This window comes from Eubacterium sp. An11, assembly GCF_002161065.1.
Lineage (GTDB): Bacteria > Bacillota > Clostridia > Lachnospirales > Lachnospiraceae > Anaerobutyricum > Anaerobutyricum faecale.
The window spans coordinates 16,363-42,152 of sequence record NZ_NFLV01000016.1; the positions used below are offsets into that span (position 1 = coordinate 16,363).

A 25,790-nucleotide genomic window follows, 5' to 3' on the forward strand; every position below is an offset into this window, starting at 1 on the left:
TATCAATTATGCATTATACTAAGGTGGATACCAGCACGGTCACTGCCACCCAGAGAAAAGAGATGGCAAGGAAAATCATGTCATCGTAGGTCACTTTCAGAGAAGAAAGTTTCATTTTCCGCACTTCTTTGTTTACAGCCGCGTAGCGGTATCCTTTGATCTCCAGGGCTTCCACTGTGGTTCGGGAACGTTTCGCCGTGTTGAGCATCAGCGGATAGAATGCGTGGATGATGATTTTAATCTGGTAAATCAGATATTTGATCTTGCCCGGCACGGTCTCGTGGGCCGGCGGGTTGCCTCTCAACCTGTAGGAAAGCAGTACGTTCTGGAACTCTTCCATGAGCATCGGCAGCATTCGGTAGGCGTAAGAGATGGAAAATGACAGCCGTTCCGGGCAGCCGAACCACATGAGTCCGTTGGAGAGACGATCCGGGTCCAGACCGGAAAATACGGTCACTGACGCCAGCGATATGGTGGCAACTTTCAGGGTGAGCACCAGGAGCGGCGCGATGGCTGAGGCGTCGCCGCCGAAGATCCAGGTGGCGATGAGCAGGTATCCGGTCTGGGAGAAGACGCCCACGGCGAAGAGCAGCAGTACCAGTCCGGCCACCTTTGCCAGCACTGTGGTGATCATCACCAGCAGGAAACAGCCCAGAAGAAACGGCAGGTCGTTTACAAACCACGGCACAAGGCCGAAGAACAGGTACCATACCAGCAGAATCCGCGGGTCTCTCACGGCAATAACCGTGTCATCGTTTCCATATGCATTTTTTAAAACCTGATTTCTGAGAAAGTCCATAGAAAATTTATCCAGGACACTCTCTGATAATTTCTGCATCATCTGTTTCATTCCTCCTGTCTTATTTCACCGGCAAAGGCTTCCAGAAACTCATCCACCGTGTAACATAACGCCCGGCTGTCCAGGGCCTGTCCCATGGAGAATATCTCCGGCGGCCGGATGCCCACCCGGTCGATCAGACCGGCGTCACCAAAAATCTCATCTCTTGTTCCGTCCGCTGCCACCTGTCCCTGGCACAGCACGATGATTCTCTCGGCCCATTCGCATACCAGCTGCATGTCGTGGGTGGCGATCATCACCGTATCAGTGATTTCTTTCATGTCGCTCAATGTTCGCATGATTTCTTTTCGTGTGGCAATATCCAGGTTTGCCGTCGGCTCATCCAGAAGCAGGATCCACGGATTGAGCGCCACGCCGATGGCAAGGCTGGCCCGGCGCATCTGTCCGCCGGAGAGCAGACGTCCGTCTCTGTCGGAAAGCTCCGTCAGGCGGAAACGCTCTAAAAGCTCTTGTGTTTTTTCCTTCCAGTTTTCCACATTCCGCACCTGCATGGCGTAGGCAATATCACTGTAGATGGAATCCTTGATAAACATTTCCTCCGGATTCTGATACACCAGGGAAATCTGCCGGGACAGCTGCTCCGGCTTTACATTTTTTACGGAAATACCATTCAGTTCCACAGTGCCTTCCGCCGGTTTTAAAAGGCCCACCATCATCTTCATGAGCGTGGACTTTCCGGCGCCGTTGGAGCCGATGAGGGCGATCTTCTCTCCCTTATGTATGGAAAGATTCAGCCGGTCAAAGACTCTGTGCGGTTCTCCCTTCACAGAACGATAAGAAACGGTCACATCTGTAAACTTTGCCACAGCTCCCACAGGATCCGGTACGGTTTCTTTCACCGTATTTTTTCTTTCCGTATAGGAGAGGTCTGACATGGCTTCTCTGCCTTCCTCCACGGTGGTCGGAAGTATCTGATTTTCCGGCAGACGGCCGGATTTCTGCAGGCGGTAGCCCGCAATGGTCACCTGAGGCGGGAAGATGTTGCTCTCCTGCAGTTCTTCCACCCGGGCCAGGGCATCCCTGGCGGGAAGCATCCAGGCTGTCTGTCCGTCCCGCAGCAGGAGGACATGTTTGCAGTAATCGGCTATGTACTCTGTATGATGTTCAATGACAATGATAGTTTTTCCGTAAGTCTCGTTTAATTCCCGCAGCACCTCGTAAATGCGGTCCGCGTGTCCCGGGTCCAGCTGTGCGATGGGCTCGTCGAGGATCAATACCTCCGGTCCCAGAGCGACCGCCCCTGCCAGCGCCAGCAGGTGGGTCTGGCCGCCGGAAAGCTGCCAGATATATTCATTTTCTCTGCCTTCCAGTCCGCACTGACGCAGCGCTTTTCTTCCCCGCTCCTCATAGTCTTTCATGCCGTAATTGAGGCAGGCATAAGAAGCGTCGTCCAGCACCGTGGGACGGACAATCTGATTCTCGAAATCCTGATAAACATAGCCCACCTTCCGGGCCAGGGTTCCCACGTCGGCGTCCCGCGTGTTTTCTCCTTCCACCCACACATTTCCGGTGAATTTCCCCGTGATAAAATGAGGGATCAGCCCGTTTAGTATTTTACAGAGGGTGGATTTGCCGCAGCCGTTGTTGCCGACAATGGCGAGAAAATCGCCCTTTTCAATCTCCAGATTCACATGATTCAGAGTCGGCTGGCTGGCACCGGGATAGGTGTAAGTCAGGTCTTCTATTTTAATGATTGTATCCATATTGTTTCCTGTATCTCCCATGGCTGCGCTATTTCGCCTCACGGACGGGCTGCGCATTTTTTCTCATGGCAACGAGCATCACAATGGCGATCACGGCAGCGACAACCATGCCCACAGCGAGAGCGGTACCGCTTTCCGCCCATCCTGCTTCCCAGTCAATGAGGGAAAGGCCGCTTTCTGCCATCATCTCCGCACCGATGGCACAGGCAAAGGCGATAAGACAGACGATCACATTTTTCACGCTGATCTGACCCAGACCGGTCTCCTCGGTGCGAGGCTGCATACCCAGCAGCGGCTCAATCTTTCCGTAAAGCTTTGGCACCAGGTAGAGGGTCGGCAGCAGGCAGAACAGGATGCCGGAAAATAACAGGTCATTTAAGAAAGCAAATCCTTCGGTGGCAAAAACACTTTCCGGAAGTCCGGCCACCGCCTCAAAATCAGATACGGCAAACTGTACTTTTAAGATATCCACGATCGTTCCCATGAGAAGCTGTGCACCGGTTCCCACGAAGGCGGCGACGCCGACCATCACACGGTTTTTCGGGTTTCTCACCAGACGTCCGGCAATATACACGCCGATGGTCACGGTGATGAATTTTTCCAGTTCACCCAGTCCGCCGAACTGTCCCAGCATGATTTCACTGAAAACCAGCTCGCCGGTGGCTGCGCCCAGAGCCGCGGACAGCGGGTCAAATAACATCGAGAGCACCAGCGGGATAAACAGGAAGAATTCCACGGAAAACTCCACGATTCCCACCTGAAAGCTCGGAATCAGCTCTGTAAATAAAGTTGCCAGTCCGTATAAGGACATTGATAAAACAAAAATCATTAATTTCTGAGACTGCGTCACAGCTCCATTTTGCGTAATAGACATTTTCATTCCTCCACATTTTTTCCTTTTTTGTTTTATTTCTTCATTATTTTTTGTTCCCGTCCCCGAAACAATGATCATCGCTTTCTGCTCCAGCAGCAATGATAATGTTTTTTGTCTCTGTTCCGGAAACAACTATATACTACCGGAGAAATGTAAGAGCTTCTATCACGTAATGGTAAAATGAAAGTAAAATTTCAATTATTTCAATTATGAAAATTAATTTTACTACATTTTCAGTAAAACGGACACAGCAGATTATTATTTCCACTGTGCCCGCCTGTTCATTTAATTATCCCCCACATTCCGCAGCCGCTCAATGACGCTTTTATTCTGGGTCCTCTCATAAATGCAGACCGGCGCCGCCGCGCATAACAGGAGGATTACCGCAAAGAGAAGCAGATTGGATAGCCACGGTATGGAATAAGAAATATCATATACGTTCATCGCCTGAAAAGCAGCAAAACTGACCGGTATTCCAAGCAGGACCGCGCCTGCCATGGAAAAGGCCGCGTATCCTATACCTTCCATACACAGCATCTTTCGGGTCTGTTTCACCGTCATGCCGATACTCTCCAGAGTGGCCAGTTCATCCTGTCTTGCCTGTATCCCGGAGGCCATCACATTGAGATAATTCAGTACGGCAAGGACGGCAAGGATCCCCCCCCAGACTGCTTCCCAGCACCCGCACCTGATTCTCCGACTGTTTCATCTCATTGTATCTTTCCAGCTTGGAATTATAAGTAATGTCATCTTCCCCGGCAAAGACTGCCTTTACATTTTCTTCCGTCTCTTCCGCAAAGGGCTTGTCGTAGACCACATCAATCAACTCTGTAAAGGTCTCTCCCATCAGCTTCTCCGCATAACTTTCACTGACGATCAGCTCCGGAATGTAACCGCCCGCAAAATAAGCGGGATTGATACTGCCTGCTCCCACAGCGGCAATCTCCACCGTTTCTTCTTTGTCAGGATCCATGCCGTCCGGCAGATAGAAATGTACCGTCTTTCCCTTCATGCCGGCATCTCCTTCCAGGAAAAAGTTCGGGGACACTGCAATCTCGCCCCGCAGAAACTTCTCTTTATCCAGCACATTCCCCAGTTCTTCATTGATAATATCAAATCCTGCTTCATCTACGCCGATAAGCCGGGAATTAAACATGTCCCAGGACGGATCCTTCCTGTACTTCTCCATATCTTCCTTATAATTTCCCGGACTGTACCTTGTCTGGTAGATTTCTTTCAGATACTCGCCATACGCCTCCTCCTGATACGGCACTACCGCCACGGTGGAAGTCACCTTCCGGACTTCCTTTACGCCGGCAATCCCGCGAATCTGCTCAATCTTGTCATCGGTGATGAGCTGCCTCCTGTCTTCGTCCAGAGTGGTCTCATTTTTCAATTGGATATCATAATCCATGGTCTCACCCAGCACCCTGGCCGCCTCATTGCCCCGCAGGATCACATTGACAGTAAAAAATACAGACAATGCGATGATAAACGACAGGAAAATGACCGCCGCCTGTTTTTTATCCCGGAACATATTCTGCTTCGCCATGGACAGCAGGATGTGCCCCGAATGTTGTGATTTGGAAACCGGAGGCAGTTCTGATGATCGCCGCGGCTTTTGTGTACGCGCCATTTTGACCGCCCGCTGCGGCTTCGGCATCCGCTCTCTTCCCGATGAGCGCCGAAGTTTTGCGGCTGACCCCGCCACATACTTCATGGCTTCCACCGGTGGGACTTCTCCTGCGAACTTTGCCGGCTTCCGGCTGCTCAGGAAATTAGTCAGCAGCGCAAACCCGCCCGCCAGCAGATAAATCCAGATGCCAGCCGGCACCGCCTGACCAGTCGGTACGGTGGGATTTACCAGGTGGAGAATCCCCGGAACCACCAGACGGGATACGGCCGCTGAGACAAACAGTCCCGCCGGGATACCGATGCAGGAGTTAAAAAACGCCTGGCGGTACACCACATTTTTCAGCTGCCGTGAAGTCATTCCTACAGTCTTTAACTGGCCGTAATAGCGGATATCCTTTGTGATGGAAATGTACAGCGTATTGTAAATGAACAACCATCCGCTGGCAAAGATCATCAGGAGCAGGCCGGCCAGCACTGCTGACATTTTCAGGAAACTGCTGATGGTATCATAATCTCCCTCGATAATCTGCGTCCTTCCAATGCCCACCGCCTGCTGCATCCGGATGATATCTTTCTCTGAATACAGGGGATTTTTCAGGGAAATCTTTAAAGAGCCCTGGGTCAGATCCGTCTGCTTCACACCGGTCTCCTGGAAAAACTCTTTCGACACATATCCTCTGTCACTTCCGGTATAATCAGTGTACCAGCCGGAGAGAATGAATTCTTTTTGAACGCTCTGATCGCCTGCCGCCTGCGCATTTTCTGCTGCGGAGCCTTCTTCCGCCGCGCTGTCTCCTCCGGCACTTCCATCCGCATTGTCTGTCTCTGATGCACTGTCCGTTTCGACAGCACCTTCTTCCTCCGACGCCAACGTATAATAAGTAACCGGAATGGACATACCTTCCTTTGGCTTCTCAATACCCATGGCTGTCAGCGCACTTCCCGACAGCATAATCTCATTTTCTTTCTGCGGATAATGTCCCTCATACTCTTCCAGCGCCGGAATGGTCTGCCGCTCCCAGCAAACATCATCCAGCCAGTAGAGCCGCATCTTACCCAGTGTTTTTCCGTTATATTCTTCTACAATGGCACATTTTACTGCCAGCCCGGCGTATTTGACTTCATCCATATCCCGGATGATCTGTACCTGCCGTTCTTCCGGCTCTGTCAGCTCCACATCGTAATCCATGCCTTCCATGCGAATCTGCCGCTGGGAGATGGTATTCCAGTAACTGACACCCAGAACAATGATCACCGAGATCAGGAATGTAGTGAGAAACATGGCAAAGACAGCAAGGAGATTTCTCTTTCCATTGGCTTTATAAGTAACGGCGGCAATCTCCGCTATAATCTTCCTGTTGGATACTTTAAGCATAGAAAGCACCTGCCCTTCTGCTTTCATGAGAGACTTCCTGCCTCCGCCCGGGCTGTCCGCAGTGTCCGCAGATTCTCCCATCTTCCAGACGGATAATGCGCCCGGCCATCTGAGCGATCTCATCGTTATGGGTAATCATCACGATGGTCTGTCCGAACCGTTCCCCGGAAGTCTTCATAAGTCCCAGCACGTCCATACTAGTGCGGCTGTCCAGATTCCCTGTGGGCTCATCGGCGAGAATGATCGCCGGTTTGGCCGCCAGCGCCCTTGCCAGCGCCACCCGCTGCTGCTGACCGCCGGAAAGCTGATTGGGCATGGCGCATCGTTTCTCTTCCAGTCCCAGAGAAACAAGAATCTGTTCCACGTAAGTCTCGTCCGGCCGGATGCCGTCCAGCTTTATGGGCAGAACGATATTGTCATACACGTTCATGAGCGGCAGTAAATTATAACTTTGAAATACGAATCCGATCTTTCTTCTGCGAAATATAGTCAGTTCATCCCTGGATAAGGTGGAAATGTCCTTTCCTGCCACGATCACCTGACCCGATGTGGGCGTATCGAGGCCGCCCATCATGTGAAGCAGCGTGGATTTGCCGCTGCCGGAGGTTCCCACCACCGCCAGAAACTCTCCCTGTTTTACCGAGAGGCTGATGCCATCCAGCGCCTTCACCTGATTCTCTCCCTGGCCGTAATATTTTTTTAAGTCTTTTACCTCAAGAATATTCATGTTCGCACCCGCTTTCTTCTATTATGTATTGTCATAGTCTGGTATGCTGTATCGTTCCCTCTGCACCATCCATCAGATCATGAACATATCAGTACCAGACATACTTGAATAATAACAAAAGAAGGTTTCTCAAATCTTTCTGAAAAGTGACAATCCGGACAGAATTGACACTGTGGCCAATCTGATCCTTTCGCTGTGCCCACCTGCTCCATCCGTCCCACTTTCTTTACTACCGCTGACTTTGCCGGCTTCCCATTCCATAGCGGGGCAGATAAAGATACATGGTCGTCCCCTTCCCCGGGGCAGACTTCACTCTCGCATAGCCACCCTGCCGGGACAGTACTTCACGGACAAGAAACAGGCCGATACCAAAACCTGGTTCTGCACTGACTTCCTCCGAACGGTAAAACCGTTCAAAGATTCTACCCTGCTCTTCTTCCCGGATGCCGCGGCCCCGGTCTTCCACTTCCACACACAGAAAGGATTCCCCTTCCCGCACCCGGACATCGATCCGGGAACTTTCCGGAGAATATTTCACTGCATTATCCAGCACATTAGTAAGCGCCTCCACCGTCCATCTGCTGTCGGCATAACAAAAGATTCCTTTTGCTGCTTCTTTATTTCCAGGCTGTTTTTCGCCTCCCGCCATATCTGCAGCGATGACGATCCCCTTTTTCATGGCCGACAGTTCCACATTCTGACAGGCGGAGGCCACTATCTCCTGCACATCGCTCATCTCGGGATGAAGGGAAATGATTTCCTGTTCCGTGTAGGTGGACTTCACCAGCTCCTTCATGAAAAAATCAAGCTTGTCTGCCTGTTTCTGGAGTTTTAACAGCAGGTGGATGATTTGTTCCGTCTTCTCTCCATCTTTCACCCCCGATTCACCATTGTTCTTTCCAGCGCTTTGTTTGCTGATTTTACCTGTATGGGCGCTCTCTCCGTCATCCTTCCCTGACGCGGTTAAAATTTCCTGCAGCAATCCTGTATACAGCATAATATTGGTAATCGGCGTGCGAATCTGGTGTGTGATGTTCGAGATAATCGACTTGATGGTATCCCGTTCTGCTTCCGCATGTCCCTGATGCATACCGGTCAGTTCTAACAGGCGGTTCAGCCGCTCGGTCACGGCAGCGTCCACCGATTCATCAAAGACGGTATCCTGCATTTGCCCGCCGATGGCTCTGTCCAGCCGTTCCTGCAGCGCCCGGGCGGTGTCCTGCATCTTTTTCCTGTAATATCGTCTGATAAAAATGATGGCAATACCCACAAGCACCGCAGGTACTGCCACATAAATCATAAATCTGATCATTCTTTCATCTCCCACACATAACCTTTGCCATATACCGTCCGGATATATCCGGGCTTGGAAGGAGTATCTTCCAGCTTATCCCTGAGCCGCCGGATTCCCACAGACAGGGCATTATCCTCCACATATTCTGCGCCGTCCGGCCAGACCCACTCCATAAGGCGCTCTCTCGTAATGATCTGCCCCTCATGAAATACCAGCAGATGAAGGATGCGCCGCTCGGTCTTACTAAGATCAATGGACTGTCCGTTTTTATAAAACTCCATCCGGTCAAAGAGAAAATGAAAACAGCCTTTCCGGTATTCATTTTTCTGTTCCGGTACATTTCTGCGAAGAAGCGCCCGGATTCTGGCCCGCAGCACCATCAGACTGAATGGTTTTGTGATATAATCGTCGGCGCCGTTCTCCAGTCCGCTGACAATATCAAGCTCCATATCTTTGGCTGTCAGCAGAGCAATGGGAACCTGGCTGCTCTTCCGTATCTCCTGGCAGAACTCCAGTCCGCTGCCATCGGGCAGATTGATATCCAGAATCAGCAGATCATACTTCCGGTCCTTCAGAAGCTGCCTTGCCTGGGCGATGGTCCGGCAGCGGACAAAAGTAAGCTCCGGACTCTGAAGGGAGAGACAGATTCCCTCCGCCAGATCCTCATCATCCTCCAATATTAAAATATACTGTCTGACATTTTCCTTCATGGTGTTTTCCTTTCCTGCAAATATATTTATTGTATCATATTTATAGCTGCAGAACCAGAATCTTTCTCCAAATGTGATATTATCACAGAAAAAAGCGGTGAACTATTATATAAATAAAAAAAGAATTCCAATGGAAGGAGAAATCATCATGACTGTCATCAAAAAAAAGCGAAAGGCCATCGTAGAACAATCCGACTGCGTGGCCTGCGGCTGCTGTGTCAAAGTCTGCCCTCTGGGAGCAATCCGTATCATCAAGGGGATCATGGCTCAGGTGGACGAGAATAAATGTGTCGGATGTGGAAAATGTGCAAAGGAATGTCCGGCCAGCGTCATCGACATTCGGGCACGGCGCAGTTTGCCTTCGGTTTCTACAGCGTCATGCTCACTTCCACGGTACTTGGCCTGATCACCATGGTACTGTTTAAGCCCCGCAGCTGGTGCGTGTACTGCCCTATGGGCACGATGACACAGATGATCTGTAAAATAAAAAATCGGGAATAAATTCAAACAACAGCCGCCGGAGTTTGTCCAGCGGCTGTTATTGTCGTTCTATTGTTATTGTGCTTTTTTTCCCATCTTCCGCAATGCTTTTTTAAACTGGAAATAGAACAGCACGGCGGTGAAACAGATGGCAACAAAGTCCGCCACCGGCTCTGCCATGTAAACGGCCCTCGCCTTGTCCGCCGTAAAAATGTGCGGCATGATATAGATGAGCGGAATGAGCAGGATAAACTTCCGCATAACAGCCACCAGAATGGAAGCCTTGGCATTGCCCAGGGAGATAAAAGTCATCTGGCAGGCCATCTGAATACCGAAAAGAAGCATGCTTCCCATGTAAATCCGCAGAGCCATCTGTGTGTAGGAAAGCAGGTCCGCGTCGGAAGTGAACATGGCGGCAAATCCCTGCGGGAAAATCATCACGAACATCCACAGCAGGCAGGAATAAATGAGGCTGCATTTTAAAAGGAGCTTAAAAGCGCCCCTCACTCTCTGTACATTTCCTGCACCAAAATTATAGCTGATGATTGGCTGCGCTCCCTGGCCCAGCCCCTGCATCGGCAGCATGGCAAACTGCATGACGCTGGTGAGGATGGTCATGGCTCCCACGGCGATATCGCCGCCGTAGCGAAGCAGCGAGGAATTAAAGCAGACGGAAATGACACTCTCGCTGGCCTGCATGACGAAGTTGGACAGTCCCAGCGCCAGACAGGGCAGAACGATATCTTTTTCCAGCTTCATATTTGCCGTGCGGATCTTCAGATGCGTTTTCTTTCCAAACAGGAACAAAAGCACCCAGAGACAGGATACCGCCTGGGAAATAATGGTTGCCAGAGCGGCTCCTTCCACGCCCATATGGAATCCGAAAATGAATACCGGGTCCAGGATGATATTGATGACAGCTCCGATCAGCACGGAGAGCATTCCGGTTTTAGCAAACCCCTGCGCCGTGATAAAGGCGTTCATTCCCAGGGTGAGCTGCACAAAAATCGTTCCTAAGGCGTAAATGTTCATATATGCCACGCCGTAGTCGATGGTATTATCACTGGCGCCAAAGGCCATGAGAAAATCTCTGTTCCACAGAAGAAGCGCTGCTGTCAGCAGTACCGAAATAATAATCTGCACGATGAAACAGTTCCCCAGTATTTTTTCCGCCGTCTTATGATCGCCTTTTCCCATGAAAATCGTTGCCCGGGGCGCACCGCCGTAAGCCACGAAAGCGGCAAAGGCTGTGACGATCATGATCAGCGGCATGCAGACGCCCACGCCGGTCAAAGCCATGGCTCCCTCTTTCGGGATATGACCGATATAAATTCTGTCTACAATGTTATATAGCATATTGATGACCTGCGCGGCAACCGTCGGCACCGCTAATTTTGCCAGAAGCTTCCCGACAGGCTCTGTCCCAAGGAAATCTTTCTCTTCACTCATTTGATTTCTCTCCTTTCCGTCCGTGTGCTGATGTATTCACGATGCAATAAGCGCACACTCTATCCTCTTTTCTCGATGGCCTTCCGTACATTTTCTTCCATTTGCTCATTGACCTCAGAAAATGTATGAAGCTTCTCCGGAGTGATTCCGTAAAATACCTCCTCGTGAAATTCCCGGCATACTCTCTCCACCATCTCCACCACAGGTTCTGCTTTGTCAGTCAGAGACAGATGAATCTTTCTTCTGTCTTCCGCATCCTGCTTCCTGATCAGCAGAGATTTCTTCACCAGCGATTCCACGGCCTGAGATACGTTTCCTTTCTGGAGCATCCGCAGTTCCACGATATCCGCCGCCGTATCTTTTCCCGGATTATTATAAAGGAAACTGATCACCGTCGCCTCCGTCAGCGTCAGCGCATATTCCCGGCAGACGGATTCTTTCAGCATACTTTCATGAAGCTTGATGATCCGCCGGATGCCAATCAGATAATTGGTCGTCTGATTCACGTTAAGACCTCCCGCTTTAAAATTATGATCCATTGAAATTATGATCCATGTAAAGCATTGTTCTAAGTAGTTATAAAAAGAACTGTTTCTTTAGAAACTATTATAGGCCGCTGTTCTGATTTGTCAAGAAAAAGGAGAAGAAAGCGTTCCAATGGGATATGTTTTCACACAAAAACAGCCGCCAGCGCTGTATCCGATACATTACGCTGACGGCTGACATTATCATTCTCTTCACCTTGTTTCACGCAGAAGCTCTCTCGACTACCAGTCGGTTCTTTCTCGCAAGAGCAATGGCCACATGGCAGAACTCCATGGTGGCGCAGATCTTATCCGCAAGAGTTATGATCCATGCTTCCTTGTTCTTCGGGAGCGGTCCCAGAGGGAACATATGGCTTCTTATGGCTGCCTCTTCTCTTTCACTGATGTTAAAGAGACGGGTGCTGTTCTCAGCCGCGGCCTTAGGATGATAAAAGGCCTGATGTTCTCCGGTCGGTGTCTCCTCGCTGAAATCATACAGACAGAAATCATGGAGAAGCCCTGCCCTGGCAGCAGCTTTCTCATCACATCCGAACTTTCTGGCCAGTACCCAGGACAGATACGACACGTTCACACTGTGCATGAATCGGTTCGTCCACTGATGCTGGGTGTACTGCTCCAACGCCATAAAGTCTTCATGGGAGAGAATATGCTCCACCTCCGACAGGTAGTCCTGCGGCACTTCTTCGGAAATCTGAAGGCCCATCGGCAATCACCTGCTTTCTTTTATGATATCTCTATTATGGATGACTGACGACAAAAAGGCAATAGATTTCGGGAAATGTTAAGAAAATTGAAAAGTGGAGGCTCCCCGCAGCGCTTTCCGGTACACCACAAAGGCGATGACCGCTGTGATCGTCTCTGCGATCCAGAAGGCGTTCCACACGCCGGCGGCGCCAAAGACGCGGCTTAACAGAAAGGCCACCGGAATGATGATGACCACGTAGCGGAAGAGGGAAATGATAAAGGATGGCACTCCTTTTCCAAGACCTTCCAGGGCGCCGGAGGAAGTCACGGATACCGCGGAAACGATAAATCCGGCGCAGATGACGCGCAGGGCGGTCTTTCCGGCTTCAATGGTTTCCGGATTGGTGGTATAGATGGCGATGAGCTGTCCCGGCACCGCCAGACAGATGACCGTGCCGATGAGCATGATGGCAGCGCTGATGGTCAGTGTGATCCTGTAAATCTGTCTGACGCGCTTATGTTCTTTTGCCCCGTAATTGTAACCGATGATCGGCCGCATTCCCTGTACGATACCGTTGGCCGGCAGATACAGGAAAGTCTGCAGTTTATAATAAATCCCCAGAATCACCACATAAATCTGTCCGTATGCCGCCAGGATGGCATTGAGGGCAGAGATGAGCAGAGACGGCAGCGCCAGATTCAAGGTCGCTGGTATTCCGATAGAATAAAGGCGGAGAAACAAGCCGCCTTCCCATATCAGGTATTTTCTACCCAGGCGCACCGGGATCGGTCTGGCAAAATAGATGACCACATAAATGACTACGGTAAGCACCTGGCCGATGCCGGTCGCCAGGGCTGCCCCTTCAATTCCCATGGCCGGAAATGGTCCGATTCCAAAAATCAGCACCGGGTCCAGAATAATATTGGTCACACAGCCTGCCAGCATACCTCCCATGGTCACTTTCATCCGCCCCACAGACTGGAAGATCTTCTCAAAAGCAAGGCTGGTAACGATGATCAGTGAGAAAGCAAAGGCGATTCGGGAATAGCGGATTCCGTAATCGATCACCTGTTCTTCTCCGGTGAACATCCGCAGAAACGCCGGCATGACGGCAATACATCCGACCATCATCACTGCCCCGTGTATCAGGGACAAAACAAATCCCCAGGTGGCCGCCCGGTTGGCCTTCTCGTGTTCCCGGGCGCCCAGATGGTAAGCGATCACCGCATTGATGCCCACGCCAAAACCGATGGCCACGGCGTTGATGAAGTTCTGTACCGGATAAACCAGAGACAACGCCGTCATGGCCTCTTCGCTGATTTTTGCCACGAAAAAGCTGTCCACAATATTATAAAGAGAGTTGACCAGCATGGAAATGACCATGGGCAGGGACATGGAAATCAGCAGCGGCAGCACCGGTTTTTCTTTCATAAATGTCTCGTTCATTTTTCATCTCCTCCTCTTTGCATAGATATACTTACAATAGAAAACGCCACACAATCATCTCTCCAATGATTGTGTGGCGAAAAATGGCTTGACCAGAAAAATCCACAGTAGGTTTTAGCAATATATTATTTCCGGCATTTATTATAATATAGATTTTTGGCAGCCGTCAAGAAAATTTTATCATTTTTTATGCCAGCGATTTTTTCTCAGCCGGCCTTCCTTTCTGTCAAATGTTCTCCCGGCAGATCATTCTTTTTCCTGCCGTCCGCCTGTGCATTTTGCCACAAGCAGGCAGAGAAGAATGGTGATCACCATATCCGGTAGGGTGTTGCCGAGAGGCAGATCTATGCGCATCAGGATTCTGTACACGATAAATCCAATTGCCCAGACGATGAGATTGGATATCTGCACCGTTTTTTCTTCCGCATTTCTTTTTAAAAAGAAGAAATCCGCAATCTGCACGGCGATCATCGGAGCAAATACGGAACCGATGAGATAGAGGAAATCCGTGATATTATCCATAGGATAGACAATAGCCCCAACAATACCGATGACTGTCACCAGCACCGCCGCATATTTTCCCCTGACTCCTGAAAAAATCGTCTCTGCGGACACGCCGGCGGAGTAAGCGTCCAGAAACGTGGTGGTCACGGTGGAGAAAATCACAATGATCAGACCCGCAATGCCAAGGCCTGCCTTTACCATGATGAGAGCGATGTCATATTCTCCGGTAAAGATAGCAGCTCCCATGCCGATCACGTACATCCAGCAGCTCACAAGCCCGTAGACAATGGCGCTGGCTGCCGTGGCCTTCACCGGTTTCTCCGCCTCTCTGGTATAGTCGCTGATCAGCGGCAGCCAGGACAGAGGCATGGCCACCGATAATTCCACCGCCGCTCCAAAACTCATGGAACCGTCATCAAGACCTGCTCCCGCCATGCCACTGTCAAAGAAGATCACTTTGCACAGCACGAGAGTTAAAATGAACAGAGCCGCCATGGCGATGGTATTGATCTTGCCAAGATTGGTGACGCCCACCAAAATCCAAAGGATAATAAGCGCGCCGATGACCAGGCACCACACCCAGCGGCCGGTATGCATGATACCATCGGCCGCGATGGCGCCGTCATAAATCATGATGGCCGTCCATCCCACCAGCTGCAATACATTTAAGATGGCAAACAGCAGGCTGCCCTTTTGTCCGAAACTCATTTTTACGCTCTCCATGGCGCTCTTTCTGACACTGCCTCCGATGACGCCGGAAAGGAAAAGCAACACGCAGCCGATGAGATGTCCCACCAGGATGGCTGCCAGCCCCTTCTGAAATCCCAGAGGCGCGATATAGGTTCCCGTGAGGATTTCCGCCAGGGAAACCGCCGCCCCAAACCAGATCAGTCCGTTTTCAAAGATTCCCGTTCGTTTCATTTCCATCACCGCTGCCCTCCTGTCGTTGTCGCTTCCCCAAGAAAAACGCTTTGCAGATCAAACCCATGATTCATCGGACCGCTGCCTTTTCCCAGATCAAGCATCGCCGCCAGAGCGCCGGATATGTACCGCTTCGCTCTCTCCACCGATTCATCCAGCGAAAATCCTTTGGCAAGGTTGGAAGCAATGGCGCTGGACAGCGTACACCCTGTACCGTGGGTATTGGGATTATCGATTCGTTTTCCGTAAAACCATTTGCCTGTGCCTTCCCGGTACAAAAGGTCATTGGCGTCATTTAACTGATGGCCGCCTTTACAGAGGACGGCGCAGCCATAGGTCTTGCTGATGACCTCTGCCGCCTCGATCATATCTTCCCCGGTTCTGACCGCCATACCGGAAAGTACTTCTGTCTCCGGGATGTTTGGCGTCAATACTGCCGCCATGGGCAGCAGATATTCTTTCAGAGCAGATACGGCGTCATCTTCTATCAGTTTTGCTCCGCTGGTGGCCACCATCACCGGGTCCACCACAATATTTTCTGCATGATATTCTTTTAATTTCTCGGCGATTTTTTTAATGAGTGCCGCGGAAGAAACCATTCCGATCTTTACTGCATCCGGGCGGATATCCGTAAAAATGTTGTCAAGCTGTTCTCCGAGAAATTCCGGAGTCACTTCCATAATTCCTGTTACGCCGGTGGTATTCTGCGCAGTCAGAGCTGTGACCGCGCTCATGGCATACACTCCATTGCAGAGCATGGTCTTGATATCTGCCTGAATGCCGGCGCCTCCGCTGGAATCACTTCCGGCGATTGTTAATGCTGTTCTCATATTTCATTCCCTCTTTCGCATTAATTTTATTCCCCGCATCCCGGCGTCCGCCCTCTTTCCGGAAGACAGAACTGCCGGCCGCAGGTAGCGACACAAGGTGGTGCCCCCAATGTGCCGCCGTTTTTTCATCAAATTTCTTACTGTGCCATCAGCTGGCGCATATCTGTCACCGAAACATCGGCTTCTTCCTGCAGCCGTCCCCAGTCTTTCTCTGCAGACGGGTCATAGACCGCCACCGTATAAAAGCCTGCCTGCTTTGCTGTCTCCAGCGCATGGATGGCATCTTCAAACACGTAAATGTCTCTGAAATCTCCGCCGATGTATTCGCCTGCTTTCTCATAAATCAACGGACGGGTCTTTCCCTCGCCCACCTCCGAGCAGGTGAAGATTTTATCAAAACAGGAAAGGACGCCCAGACGCCGCAGGGCCGCTTCCACATGGAGACGCACGCTGGAAGTGGCAATCACCATGGGGATTTTTTCTTTCTTAAGTTTTGCGAGATATTCCCTCACTCCCGGCTTCAGAGGGGCTTCATTATAATAGAAATCTTCCACGATTTTTAAAGTGGCTGCCGCAATTTCTTCCTCGGACTTCCGAAGATGATAGTTTTCCTTTATATATGCCGCCCCTTCCTCCACGGACATCCGTTCCAGTTTCTGTGAGAGATTGCTCTCCGCCTCCACACCAAGACTCTTCAGGTAACGGACGCTGACATCCTCCCAAATGGGCATGGAATCCAGCAGGGTTCCGTCCACATCAAAAATTGCTCCTGTCATTTCCTCTCCTTTTCCGCCGGCGCACGGCCTTTTCCGTATGTGTCGTTGCCGGCTGTTTTCCGGCAGCATCTTGCAACGATTATTTCTGTTCAGTTTTTCGACGCATCCAGCATCTTCTCTGTCTGTTTTCTCAGCTCTTTGGCGGCCGTCTCGATATCCGGCTTTGCAAATATAGCGCTGATCACCGCGATACCGCAGATGCCGCTGCCGGAAAGCTCCATCACATTTCCTGTACTGATGCCGCCGATGGCGATGACCGGGATATGCACTGCCTCGCAGATAGCTTTCAATGTATCATGGCTGACCTCCACGGCGTCATCTTTGGAACCGGTCGGGAACACCGCACCTACGCCCAGATAATCTGCGCCCTTCTGTTCCGCCAGAATCGCCTGTTCCACCGTCTGAGCGGACACGCCGATGATTTTATCCGGGCCGAGCTTTTCCCGGACCATTCCGGCCTCCATATCGCTCTGTCCCACATGGACGCCGTCGGCATCCATGGCCAGGGCAATGTCCACATTGTCATTGATCACAAAAGGAACCCGATATTTTTTGCAAAGCTCCTTGATTTCTTTTGCTTCTTCGAGAAAATGTTCCTCATCCAGCTTCTTTTCCCGAAGCTGAATGAAAGTGGCTCCTCCTTTTATGGCTGCCTCCACATCCTGATACAGTGTGTGGCCGCCCAGCCAGCTTCTGTCCGTGACCGCATACAAAAGCAGGTCGCTCTTATTGAGTCCCATAACTGTCCTCCCTATCTGATTTCAAAACGGGCGCCTTTGTCCAGAGCAGCCCCGTCCATATTATAAATGGCGTCAATGATCCGGTTGCGGTAAGTGGAATTGCCGTCTCCTTCCTGCATCCGGCTCCATCCGATCTCTCCGGCCAGTCCCATGGCGCACACAGCAGCGGCAGCAGCCTCCGTCTGATCGTCCGGATTCGCCACAAGAAATGCAGTCATCATACCGGACAGCTGACATCCGGTTCCCGTGATCTTTCCCATTTCCGGGCGTCCGTTCCGAATCACATAACAGACTTCTCCGTCGCTGACCAGATCAATGGCGCCGGTGATGGCCACGATACACTCTGCCTTTTTCGCAAAATCCTTAACGAAAGCTACTGCTTCCGGGAGATTTTCTTCCGTCACAGCATCGGCCACATCGGCGTCCACTCCCTTTGTGGTTCCGCTGCCGAGAGCCAGCGTCTTGATCTCTGAAATGTTTCCCCGGATGGCGCTAAGTTCCAGCTCCTTCATCAGCTCTACCGCCGTGTCAGTCCGAAGTGCGCTGGCTCCGGCGCCCACCGGGTCCAGCAGAACCACATGGTCAAGGGCGTTGGCCCGTTTTCCGGCAGCAAACATTCCCTGGATGCTTCTCTCATTCAAGGTGCCGATATTGATATTCAATCCGCCGCAGATGGAAGTGATGTCCACCACATCTTTTGGTTCATCGGACATGATCGGACTGCCGCCGCAGGCCAGCAGTACATTTGCCACGTCATTGACCGTCACATAATTGGTGATATTATGTACCAGCGGAACGGTATTTCTCACATTATCAAAACATTTTCCAAGCATCGCATTTCCTCCTTCTCTGATGATGCAGCCATCGCTGCACTTTGTACATCGTCATCATGCAGCCGCCCTGATGATCCCGCAGGGCACTGCCGTCTGCCGATATCCGGCAATGTACCTGATCATATCAAACCCAAAAAGGCGGATATGCCAAACTGACATATCCGCCGAAATTCCTCGTGCCTGTATATATCCCTACGTTGGCATTATCCAAATCAGGTAAAGGGTCGAGGCGATTCAGCCCCCTCTCAGCCTGCTTGATACGCAAGCTCCCCGTTTTTATTCTTATGAACATTTTTATTATACTACTTTTTACTGACTTTGCAACTGTTTTTCCTTCACCGGAGTCTTTTTATCCGGCACCAGGAACATAAAGATCAGAGAACTGATCAGAAGCATATACGGATAAACCAGGTTCGGCATCACATCAAACGCCGACAATTCACATCCAAGCTCCGCCGACGCCGACAGGGCAATGAGCATCTGTGCGCCGTAAGGAATCACTCCCTGAAAAATACAGGAAAAGGTGTCAAGGATCGAAGCGGTATTCTGCGGCGTGATGCCATAATCTTCCGACATGTCTTTGGCGATCGGATTCGCCATGACGATGGCCACCGTATTGTTGGCGGTGGCGATATCCAGCGCTCCCACCAGCAGTCCGATGCCCAGTTTTCCGCCGTTCCGGCTCCGGAATACCCTCTTGATAAAATGCAGCAGCGCATCGAATCCGCCGTATTCTCCGATCAGACCACCGATGGCCGACACCAGAATGGTTACCATGATCGTCTCGTACATGCCGGACGCTCCGGACCCCATATTGGTGAGCAGATCAACGCCCGAAATATTTCCCGTCGCCAGCATGATCAATGCTCCGGACACAATGCCGATGAGAAGGACCACAAAAACATTGATGCCGATGATTCCTCCCACCAGTACCAGCACATACGGGATCACCTGGATGAGATTATACTCCTGCACGATCCGGCCTTCCGGAACATTTCCGGCCGTCAGAAAGAAAATCACCACCATGGCCGCCAGCGCCGCCGGCAGCGCGATCTTAAAGTTCGCCCGGAACTTATCTCTCATGGCACATCCCTGTCCGTTGCAGGCCGCAATGGTCGTATCGGAAATAAAAGACAGATTGTCCCCAAACATAGCGCCTCCTACCACGGCGCCCACGCAGGAAGCCGCGCCGAATCCGGAAGCTTCCGACACCGCCACGGCGATAGGCGTCAGCAGCGTGATGGTTCCCACAGAAGTTCCCATGGCCAGAGATACAAAAGCGCTGACCACAAACAGCACTACCACCGCATACTGCGCCGGAATCAGCGAAAGCAGACAGTACGCCACGCTCTCCGCGCTGCTTCTTCCCACAACGCCCACAAATACGCCGGCCGCCAGAAAAATGAGAATCATAGTCACGATATTTTTATCGCCCACGCCTTTCGCCATGATCTCCAGTTTTTTGTCAAAATTCAGTTTCGGATTCTGTATGCAGGCCACCAGCAGAGCCGCCAGAAACGAGACCACGATGGGAACATTATAAAATCCCATCGGAATCTTCATCACATATTCAAACAAAATCCCCAGTCCCAGATACAGCACCAAAAACACCCCGATGGGCAGCAGCGCTTTCCAGTTTTCTTTTTTCATAATACTTTCCTCTCCTGATATTAAAATTAAAAGTGACATAGCATTTTCCGAAAAAAACAAAGTTTTCCGCCGAAATACTCTATTTCAAGAAAGAATCCCGGCATCCGAAAAGACACCGGGATTATTATACCATAAATGCGAAGAGATTTATCATTGAAATGGGGATTTGTCGATTTGAATCCGCAGGTTTTGAAATGATCGGGGTATGGATAAACAGACGGGATTTGCGGCTTTATATATAACCTAGAAAAACGCAGTCAGGGAAGTCTCCTCCTCCACTTCGGCAGGCTGATAACCGTCCCCTTTTTTATAACTGCCGGCGACGCCTGCACTCACAGTCGTCGTCGATCTTCCCTGATTCATTTTTCTATCATTATCACATATACCGCAAATCCCTGTCCTCTGCATCACCCGGATTATAGCAAAGCCACCGGATTCAAATCGACGAAATCTATACCAGAGTAGCTGGCTCGCCGGGACTGTCGGTGTTCCTCTTGACTTTTTAATGATATGTGCAAAGATTGCAGCGATTTGCCAGGCGAAAAATACCACTGAAATTTTAATTTTCGATGATAGAACTGTTCCACAGCCAACATACCTCCACAACCTGTTGTTTCACCACAATAGCCAGGATTCTTGTAAATCTCTATGCACGCAGACTGCATTTGGAGAAGACAAATCATTGATATGGTTTGACGACGACTGTGAGCGCAGGCGTCTACATTATATTAATAAAATATAGCCAGGTGTCAGCCTGCCGAAGTGGAGGAGGAAAACTTTTATCAATGACTTGTCTTCTTTCAAAGTGGACTATCGCGTATTATAAAGAGATTTACAAATCCCTGTTCACCGTCACCTCTGCCGGCGCCTCGATTTCATTGGCGATGGTGTGCTCCGTCAGTTCGGACAGCAGTCGGATTTTTTTGTTGATCAGCGGGCGCATACAGTTTGGCACATGCTCCTGATGGGCCCGGTGGATGGCCACGCACTCCTTGCAGTTGCCGTGATAGCGGCAGGCTTTTTTGCAGGAGCAGTGATCTTTTTCTTTGTATTCTTCCCGAAATGCGGACGCAAATTCCTCCTGGATGCGCAATCCTTCTTTTCGGTTTCCTTTGTGAAATTCTTTCATGGCTGCTTTTTCGATTTCATTTCCATCAATGATCATGACTGTTCTCCTTTTCGTGATTCGTAGTTGCTTATCATATATCAAATGTCATGGTGACAGCTGTTCCATACAATATAATAATAACTTCCCGCAGTCTTGCAAAATAGCTTTTTCACACCTATAATATAGAAAAAAAGAGCCAAAATCGTTATCAAGGAGGCCTCTTATGTCACAAATCACCGACGGACAGCGCCGTCCGCAGCATATCACGCAGCATGAACAGCCAGAAGGTCGCCCATCTCCCATTTACTCCCATAATCCCCATGAAGGCGGTGAATTTCCATTGCTGGTACTGGATGTGGAAAGACAGGTCTGCACGCCTTCCAATGAAGGTTTCCGGGTACTCCACTGGCATGAGGAAGTACAGTTTATCCGGGTATTGCAGGGTGTGATTCAGACCCGCATTTATGAGGAGGCGATTGAAGTCCACGCGGGGGACTGCCTGTTCATCAACCGGATGGTTCCCCACAAGACCATAGAAAAAGAAGACTGCCGGTATCACAGTTTTATCATTCCGGAACAGATGCTCGCCTTCTTTCCCGGCAGTATCATGGAAAAAAGGGATGTGAAATCTTTTCTCTGCCATCCTGGGTTCACACATTTTCTTATAAAAAAATCAGAGCCCGCCCACGAACCTGTTCTCAATGCACTCAAGGCCCTGGACGACCTTTACTTTTCTCCTTTAGAGAAAACAAAACCGCATTATGAATACAGGCTGAGTACGGCACTGGTTTCCCTGTGGCTTTCATTTATTTCCATTCTTCCGCCGCTGCCGGCGGCAGCGCCGTCCCGGGAACATCTCCGTATCCGGAAGCTTCTCACCTATCTGCACAGCAATTATCAGGAAGAACTTTCCGTGGAATCCATCGCCGCTGCCGCCCATATCAGCAAGACAGAGTGTCTGCGCTGTTTCCGCAGATATGTGGGAGAATCGCCGTATCAGTATCTCATCAAATACCGCCTGCACATGAGTGAAGCATTTTTGAAGGACACCGAACTTTCCGTCACCAAGATTGCTTCTGAAACCGGGTTTGCCTCCGCCAGCTCCTATATCCGGTATTTTCGAAAATGGTACGGCTGTACGCCTAAGGAATACCGCAGCAAACAAAAAGGCGGATCATAAAAATCATAAAAACGGCAGCCCTTCCAGCGCTTGACGCCGGAGAACTGCCGTAGCCAGAACCTGCACGATCCGTTTCTTTTATGCTGCACTCCCATGGCTGACTGCATGTTTTGGCATCTTCCGGAACTCCAGAAATGCCATGAGGATGGTCACCATGGCCGCCATAAAGTCCGCGATCGGCCCCACATAAATACATCCGTCCACGCCCATAAACAGCGGCAAGATCAGAAGAAGCGGCACAAAGAAAATAATCTGTCTGGTCAGAGACAAGAAGATACCTTTTGCCGGCTTGCCGATGGAAGTAAAGAAAGTGGATGTAATAGGCTGCAAGGCGTCCAGCCAGATAAAGAACAGATAAATCCGGAAAAAGCGAACGCCGAATTCAAAATATTCCGGCTCTCCTGTTCCAAAGAGGGAAAGTATCTGTCCCGGGAATATCTGAAAGAGTGCAAAAGAAATCACCGAAATGATAACTCCGGCGGTCGCCGCCAGACGATAGGCTTTCCGCACCCGGTCATATTTTTCCGCCCCGTAGTTAAAGCTTTCCACCGGCTGGCTGCCCTGCGCCAGGCCGATGACCACGGAGAAAAATACCTGGTTGACTTTGATGACGATGCCGGCGCAGGCGAGGGGGATTGCTTCACCGTAAACAGACTGCGCTCCGTAATGAGTCAGTGAGTTGTTGAGCACCACCTGCACGATCATCATGGCGATCTGATTGAAAAAGGACGCCAGACCAATCTGCGCTGTCCGCTTCACGTAAGCCGCCTGCAATTTTAAATGTTCCGGCAGCAGCGGAATCGTCTTAAAATGCAGCAGGTAGCGTACCACAATGATAGCGGAAACCACCTGACCGATGACCGTGGCGATGGCGGCTCCCGCCATGCCCCAGTGGAACACCATGACAAACACAGCGTCAAGAATCGTGTTGATAACCGCTCCCGTCAGGTTGCAGATCATGGCCATCTGCGGGCTGCCATCGGCACGGATCAGGTGACAGCCGCCGGTGGTCAGAATCAAAAACGGAAAGCCCACCGCCGTGATCCTCACATAGGTCTCCGCATAAGGAAGTACATTTGCCGGAGCCCCGAACAGCTGTAAAAGAGGCACCATAAAAATCTGGGTCAGGACACATAAAATAAGACCGCTTCCCGCCAGACACACCAATGCATTTCCCACAAAATAAATAGCCTTCTCTTTATTTCCTCTTCCCATGTTCAAGTTAAAACAGGAAGCGCCGCCGATGCCGAACATCAGGGCCAGCGCCACGCAGGAGGTGGTCAGCGGAAACGCCACATTGGTGGCAGCGTTGCCGAGCGTTCCCACCGCCTGTCCGATGAAAAGCTGATCCACAATATTATAAAGAGCACTGACCAGCATAGCCACTATACTCGGCACAGCGAAACGCACCATGAGGCTGGATACCGGTTCCTCTCCCAGCGGATTGCCCGCCACCGTCTCTCTTTTTTCTTCACTCATTTTTTTTCTCCTCTAAATCATACAAATCAATGACAGAAACATTCCGTTTACACAGACCGCCGAAACATTTTTACTGCGTGCAGGTCTCCGGATTTGCGGAAAGCCCTGACAGGATATTCATTTTTTCCTTGCAAAGATAGTTGAAAGCCGCGACAGCTCTTCCCACTCCGATGACCGCAAAGACTGTTCCCACTCCGATTCCCAGCAGAAAATGTCCGGAAATGATACCAATCACAAAAGTCATACAAATGTTTAAAAGGTCAAACATATTTTTGGCAAATCCCATATCTTTGTGGATGAAATCCGCAATGGCTGCGACAATACCGTCTCCCGGGTTTGGTATCAGCCGCATATTGACAGACATGGCCGCACCCACTCCGGTACAGATAATCGCCACTATCAGCAATGCCATATTGGCGGCAAAGGAATCCGTCTCCCAGGGAATACATTTCTCAAACAGATTCAGGAATCTTGTGAACACAATACTCAGCGGAATCTGCAGAAGATCATACCAGCGTCTGTTCTTTCCCCGGATGATCAGCTGGGCTATCACAAAAACGGTATACCACACAAGCGTCGTATTTCCAAAATTCAGATGAAAAATCTGTGATATGCTGTAGGACACGGAGATAATCGGTGATACGCCCAATCCTGTTTTCGTGTTGAGCGTAAGTCCCAGAGCCAAAATCAACAGTGATAAAATATAGAAAAAAATACGAAAAAGCCAGCATTGTTTTTTCATGATTCTCTCTCCTTCCATTTTCTTACTCAACCATCTGTTCACACACAGACAGCTGGCTGTCTCCCAATTTCAGAAGACAGCCAGCATTCTTTTGTCTTTTTTATACCAGACTTTTTATGCCAGACTTTCTGACGCCCGCACCAGTTCGTCCCGGATTTTGATGTGCTGCGGACAGACCACTTCACATTTTCCGCATTTAATACACTCCGATGCCGGTTTCCTTCCGTGTCCGTTCACCAGCCATTCTTCCTGATGTTTGGCCGCAGCCTTATCCTGATATAACGTCAGATAATTCATAGCGGTAAATGTACCGGAAATACCGATTTCCATCGGGCAGATTTTAGCGCAGTAATTACAGGTGGTGCATGGAATCAGCGGAATTTTATTTAAGGCTTCTCTCGCTTCATCCAGCGTCTTTTTCTCCTCCGGAGAAAGTCCGTTGAAATCCTTCATGACGGACAGATTATCTTCCATCTGTTCCATGCTGCTCATACCGGAAAGGACCGTGATAATGCCAGGCAGATCTGCCGCAAACCGGATCGCCCAGGAAGCACAGGAGGCATCCGGCTCCGCCTGTTTAAAAATCTCTTTTACCGGTTCCGGCGGATTGGCAAGCATGCCTCCCTTGACCGGCTCCATGATAATGACCGGTTTGCCATGGGCTCTTGCCACCTCGTAACAGGCCCTGGACTGAATGGCCGGATTCTCCCAGTCTCCATAGTTGATCTGGAGCTGTACAAACTCCATCTCCGGATGTGCGTTCAGGATCTTTTCCAGTTCCTGCGGTGTGGAATGGAATGAGAAGCCGATATGCCGGATCAAACCTTCCTCTTTCTTCTCCCTCACAAAACTCCACAGATCAAACTCATCAAAAAACTTCGTCCGGAACTCTCCCAGATTATGCAGCAGATAGAAGTCAAAATAGCCGGCTCCCGTCTGTTTCAGAGAAGTTTCAAACTGCGCGACAGCCTCCTCCCTGGTCTTGCAATTAATCCACGCGGCGTTTTTCGTGGCCAGCTGGAAAGATTCTCTCGGATATCTCTCCACCAGCGCCTGCCGGATGGCATCCTCGCTGCCGGCATAAGCCCACGCCGTATCAAAATAAGTAAATCCTTCTCCCATAAAACGGTCGACCATCGCTTTGACCTGCTCCACATCAATGGCCTCCCCTTTCATCGGCAGACGCATCAGTCCAAAACCAAGTTTTTTAATGTCTTCTCCCAAATATGCCATGTTTTTTCCTCC

The 25,790-nt window shown here is 50.4% G+C and carries 24 protein-coding genes, 1 pseudogene and 1 riboswitch; of the genes and pseudogenes, 3 read left to right on the forward strand and 22 right to left on the reverse strand.

Annotation, left to right across the window (positions count from 1 at the left end):
- Nucleotides 1-13: 13 nt before the first annotated feature.
- The 8 genes from B5E53_RS12130 to B5E53_RS12165 form a co-directional block, all read right to left on the reverse strand.
- A complete protein-coding gene (locus tag B5E53_RS12130) occupies nucleotides 14-841 on the reverse strand; it encodes an energy-coupling factor transporter transmembrane component T (RefSeq protein ID WP_242963692.1) in 828 nt (275 codons plus the stop codon).
- A gap of 5 nt (nucleotides 842-846) precedes the next feature.
- Nucleotides 847-2,562, reverse strand: a complete 1,716-nt coding sequence (locus B5E53_RS12135) for an energy-coupling factor transporter ATPase (RefSeq protein WP_087315494.1) — start codon at nucleotides 2,560-2,562, stop codon at nucleotides 847-849.
- A 28-nt stretch (nucleotides 2,563-2,590) separates the two neighbouring features.
- Nucleotides 2,591-3,436 (reverse strand): cell division protein FtsQ, encoded by an 846-nt coding sequence (locus B5E53_RS12140; protein ID WP_087315496.1) that lies wholly within the window; start codon nucleotides 3,434-3,436, stop codon nucleotides 2,591-2,593.
- 285 nt (nucleotides 3,437-3,721) lie between these two features.
- Nucleotides 3,722-4,054 carry an FtsX-like permease family protein gene (locus B5E53_RS12145; RefSeq protein WP_087315409.1) on the reverse strand — a complete coding sequence of 111 codons (333 nt, stop codon included), beginning with the start codon at nucleotides 4,052-4,054 and terminating at the stop codon, nucleotides 3,722-3,724.
- On the reverse strand, nucleotides 4,023-6,473 hold the full coding sequence (locus B5E53_RS12150; protein WP_162611906.1) for an ABC transporter permease: 2,451 nt from the start codon (nucleotides 6,471-6,473) through the stop codon (nucleotides 4,023-4,025). Before B5E53_RS12150 ends, B5E53_RS12145 begins: the two co-directional genes overlap by 32 nt.
- The gene (locus B5E53_RS12155) at nucleotides 6,439-7,173 is read right to left on the reverse strand and encodes an ABC transporter ATP-binding protein (RefSeq protein ID WP_087315413.1); all 735 of its coding nucleotides are present in this window, start codon (nucleotides 7,171-7,173) and stop codon (nucleotides 6,439-6,441) included. Before B5E53_RS12155 ends, B5E53_RS12150 begins: the two co-directional genes overlap by 35 nt.
- Nucleotides 7,174-7,402: 229 nt before the next feature.
- On the reverse strand, nucleotides 7,403-8,485 hold the full coding sequence (locus B5E53_RS12160) for a HAMP domain-containing sensor histidine kinase (RefSeq protein WP_087315415.1): 1,083 nt from the start codon (nucleotides 8,483-8,485) through the stop codon (nucleotides 7,403-7,405).
- Nucleotides 8,482-9,177, reverse strand: a complete 696-nt coding sequence (locus B5E53_RS12165; RefSeq protein ID WP_087315417.1) for a response regulator transcription factor — start codon at nucleotides 9,175-9,177, stop codon at nucleotides 8,482-8,484. The genes B5E53_RS12160 and B5E53_RS12165 overlap by 4 nt, the downstream gene beginning before the upstream one ends.
- A 148-nt stretch (nucleotides 9,178-9,325) precedes the next feature.
- Here B5E53_RS12165 and B5E53_RS12170 point away from each other — a divergent pair, with 148 nt between their 5' ends.
- Together B5E53_RS12170 and B5E53_RS19775 are read left to right on the forward strand one after the other, a co-directional pair.
- A complete protein-coding gene (locus tag B5E53_RS12170) occupies nucleotides 9,326-9,583 on the forward strand; it encodes a 4Fe-4S binding protein (protein ID WP_087315419.1) in 258 nt (85 codons plus the stop codon).
- Nucleotides 9,526-9,678: pseudogene (locus B5E53_RS19775) on the forward strand (4Fe-4S binding protein); the annotation flags it as partial. The gene B5E53_RS12170 and the pseudogene B5E53_RS19775, both read left to right, overlap by 58 nt.
- A gap of 54 nt (nucleotides 9,679-9,732) precedes the next feature.
- Here the strand turns inward: B5E53_RS19775 and B5E53_RS12180 are convergent.
- The 11 genes from B5E53_RS12180 to B5E53_RS12230 all read right to left on the reverse strand — a co-directional run bounded on the left by B5E53_RS12180 (nucleotide 9,733) and on the right by B5E53_RS12230 (nucleotide 21,201).
- Complete coding sequence (locus tag B5E53_RS12180; protein WP_087315421.1) at nucleotides 9,733-11,106, reverse strand: MATE family efflux transporter; 1,374 nt, start codon at nucleotides 11,104-11,106, stop codon at nucleotides 9,733-9,735.
- 59 nt (nucleotides 11,107-11,165) lie between these two features.
- Nucleotides 11,166-11,612 carry a MarR family transcriptional regulator gene (locus B5E53_RS12185; protein WP_087315423.1) on the reverse strand — a complete coding sequence of 149 codons (447 nt, stop codon included), beginning with the start codon at nucleotides 11,610-11,612 and terminating at the stop codon, nucleotides 11,166-11,168.
- Between the two features lie 241 nt (nucleotides 11,613-11,853).
- A complete protein-coding gene (locus B5E53_RS12190; protein ID WP_087315425.1) occupies nucleotides 11,854-12,354 on the reverse strand; it encodes an HD domain-containing protein in 501 nt (166 codons plus the stop codon).
- Nucleotides 12,355-12,432: 78 nt separating this feature from the next.
- Entirely contained in the window at nucleotides 12,433-13,782 is a 1,350-nt protein-coding gene (locus B5E53_RS12195) for an MATE family efflux transporter (protein WP_087315427.1), read from the reverse strand.
- Nucleotides 13,783-14,028: 246 nt separating this feature from the next.
- Entirely contained in the window at nucleotides 14,029-15,213 is a 1,185-nt protein-coding gene (gene cytX, locus B5E53_RS12200) for a putative hydroxymethylpyrimidine transporter CytX (RefSeq protein WP_087315429.1), read from the reverse strand.
- Entirely contained in the window at nucleotides 15,213-16,037 is an 825-nt protein-coding gene (gene thiD / locus B5E53_RS12205) for a bifunctional hydroxymethylpyrimidine kinase/phosphomethylpyrimidine kinase (RefSeq protein ID WP_087315431.1), read from the reverse strand. The genes cytX and thiD overlap by 1 nt, the downstream gene beginning before the upstream one ends.
- A 137-nt stretch (nucleotides 16,038-16,174) precedes the next feature.
- The gene (locus B5E53_RS12210; RefSeq protein WP_087315433.1) at nucleotides 16,175-16,813 is read right to left on the reverse strand and encodes an HAD family phosphatase; all 639 of its coding nucleotides are present in this window, start codon (nucleotides 16,811-16,813) and stop codon (nucleotides 16,175-16,177) included.
- An 89-nt stretch (nucleotides 16,814-16,902) separates the two neighbouring features.
- Nucleotides 16,903-17,553: a thiamine phosphate synthase gene (thiE, locus tag B5E53_RS12215; RefSeq protein ID WP_087315435.1), complete on the reverse strand. Its 651-nt coding sequence runs from the start codon at nucleotides 17,551-17,553 to the stop codon at nucleotides 16,903-16,905.
- A gap of 11 nt (nucleotides 17,554-17,564) precedes the next feature.
- Nucleotides 17,565-18,386 (reverse strand): hydroxyethylthiazole kinase, encoded by an 822-nt coding sequence (thiM, locus tag B5E53_RS12220; protein ID WP_087315437.1) that lies wholly within the window; start codon nucleotides 18,384-18,386, stop codon nucleotides 17,565-17,567.
- 172 nt (nucleotides 18,387-18,558) lie between these two features.
- Nucleotides 18,559-18,669, reverse strand: a riboswitch (TPP riboswitch).
- Between the two features lie 26 nt (nucleotides 18,670-18,695).
- The gene (locus B5E53_RS12225; protein ID WP_087315439.1) at nucleotides 18,696-20,036 is read right to left on the reverse strand and encodes a Na+/H+ antiporter NhaC family protein; all 1,341 of its coding nucleotides are present in this window, start codon (nucleotides 20,034-20,036) and stop codon (nucleotides 18,696-18,698) included.
- An 832-nt stretch (nucleotides 20,037-20,868) separates the two neighbouring features.
- Nucleotides 20,869-21,201, reverse strand: a complete 333-nt coding sequence (locus tag B5E53_RS12230; protein WP_087315441.1) for an LPS biosynthesis protein — start codon at nucleotides 21,199-21,201, stop codon at nucleotides 20,869-20,871.
- 166 nt (nucleotides 21,202-21,367) lie between these two features.
- On the opposite strand from B5E53_RS12230, the gene B5E53_RS12235 reads away from it, so the two are divergent.
- Nucleotides 21,368-22,324: an AraC family transcriptional regulator gene (locus tag B5E53_RS12235; RefSeq protein WP_087315443.1), complete on the forward strand. Its 957-nt coding sequence runs from the start codon at nucleotides 21,368-21,370 to the stop codon at nucleotides 22,322-22,324.
- 78 nt (nucleotides 22,325-22,402) lie between these two features.
- Here B5E53_RS12235 and B5E53_RS12240 read toward each other — a convergent pair whose 3' ends face one another.
- From B5E53_RS12240 to B5E53_RS12250, 3 genes are all read right to left on the reverse strand, one after another.
- The gene (locus B5E53_RS12240) at nucleotides 22,403-23,803 is read right to left on the reverse strand and encodes an MATE family efflux transporter (protein WP_087315445.1); all 1,401 of its coding nucleotides are present in this window, start codon (nucleotides 23,801-23,803) and stop codon (nucleotides 22,403-22,405) included.
- A gap of 70 nt (nucleotides 23,804-23,873) precedes the next feature.
- Nucleotides 23,874-24,545, reverse strand: a complete 672-nt coding sequence (locus tag B5E53_RS12245) for a DUF6198 family protein (protein WP_087315447.1) — start codon at nucleotides 24,543-24,545, stop codon at nucleotides 23,874-23,876.
- Between the two features lie 114 nt (nucleotides 24,546-24,659).
- Nucleotides 24,660-25,778 (reverse strand): aldo/keto reductase, encoded by a 1,119-nt coding sequence (locus B5E53_RS12250; protein ID WP_087315449.1) that lies wholly within the window; start codon nucleotides 25,776-25,778, stop codon nucleotides 24,660-24,662.
- Nucleotides 25,779-25,790 lie beyond the last annotated feature (12 nt).

Coding starts and splice junctions, on each gene's coding strand:
- B5E53_RS12250 (WP_087315449.1), bottom strand. CDS start 25,778: ATGGCATATTTGGGAGAAGACATTAAAAAACTTGGTTTTGGACTGATG.
- B5E53_RS12150 (WP_162611906.1), bottom strand. CDS start 6,473: ATGAAAGCAGAAGGGCAGGTGCTTTCTATGCTTAAAGTATCCAACAGG.
- B5E53_RS12190 (WP_087315425.1), bottom strand. CDS start 12,354: ATGGGCCTTCAGATTTCCGAAGAAGTGCCGCAGGACTACCTGTCGGAG.
- B5E53_RS12180 (WP_087315421.1), bottom strand. CDS start 11,106: ATGAGTGAAGAGAAAGATTTCCTTGGGACAGAGCCTGTCGGGAAGCTT.
- B5E53_RS12225 (WP_087315439.1), bottom strand. CDS start 20,036: ATGAAAAAAGAAAACTGGAAAGCGCTGCTGCCCATCGGGGTGTTTTTG.
- B5E53_RS12145 (WP_087315409.1), bottom strand. CDS start 4,054: ATGGCCTCCGGGATACAGGCAAGACAGGATGAACTGGCCACTCTGGAG.
- B5E53_RS12155 (WP_087315413.1), bottom strand. CDS start 7,173: ATGAATATTCTTGAGGTAAAAGACTTAAAAAAATATTACGGCCAGGGA.
- thiE (WP_087315435.1), bottom strand. CDS start 17,553: ATGGGACTCAATAAGAGCGACCTGCTTTTGTATGCGGTCACGGACAGA.
- thiD (WP_087315431.1), bottom strand. CDS start 16,037: ATGAGAACAGCATTAACAATCGCCGGAAGTGATTCCAGCGGAGGCGCC.
- B5E53_RS12130 (WP_242963692.1), bottom strand. CDS start 841: ATGATGCAGAAATTATCAGAGAGTGTCCTGGATAAATTTTCTATGGAC.
- B5E53_RS12235 (WP_087315443.1), top strand. CDS start 21,368: ATGTCACAAATCACCGACGGACAGCGCCGTCCGCAGCATATCACGCAG.
- B5E53_RS12230 (WP_087315441.1), bottom strand. CDS start 21,201: ATGATCATTGATGGAAATGAAATCGAAAAAGCAGCCATGAAAGAATTT.
- B5E53_RS12160 (WP_087315415.1), bottom strand. CDS start 8,485: ATGATCAGATTTATGATTTATGTGGCAGTACCTGCGGTGCTTGTGGGT.
- B5E53_RS12210 (WP_087315433.1), bottom strand. CDS start 16,813: ATGACAGGAGCAATTTTTGATGTGGACGGAACCCTGCTGGATTCCATG.
- B5E53_RS12195 (WP_087315427.1), bottom strand. CDS start 13,782: ATGAACGAGACATTTATGAAAGAAAAACCGGTGCTGCCGCTGCTGATT.
- cytX (WP_087315429.1), bottom strand. CDS start 15,213: ATGGAAATGAAACGAACGGGAATCTTTGAAAACGGACTGATCTGGTTT.
- B5E53_RS12140 (WP_087315496.1), bottom strand. CDS start 3,436: ATGTCTATTACGCAAAATGGAGCTGTGACGCAGTCTCAGAAATTAATG.
- B5E53_RS12240 (WP_087315445.1), bottom strand. CDS start 23,803: ATGAGTGAAGAAAAAAGAGAGACGGTGGCGGGCAATCCGCTGGGAGAG.
- B5E53_RS12165 (WP_087315417.1), bottom strand. CDS start 9,177: ATGAAGGAAAATGTCAGACAGTATATTTTAATATTGGAGGATGATGAG.
- thiM (WP_087315437.1), bottom strand. CDS start 18,386: ATGCTTGGAAAATGTTTTGATAATGTGAGAAATACCGTTCCGCTGGTA.
- B5E53_RS12135 (WP_087315494.1), bottom strand. CDS start 2,562: ATGGATACAATCATTAAAATAGAAGACCTGACTTACACCTATCCCGGT.
- B5E53_RS12170 (WP_087315419.1), top strand. CDS start 9,326: ATGACTGTCATCAAAAAAAAGCGAAAGGCCATCGTAGAACAATCCGAC.
- B5E53_RS12245 (WP_087315447.1), bottom strand. CDS start 24,545: ATGAAAAAACAATGCTGGCTTTTTCGTATTTTTTTCTATATTTTATCA.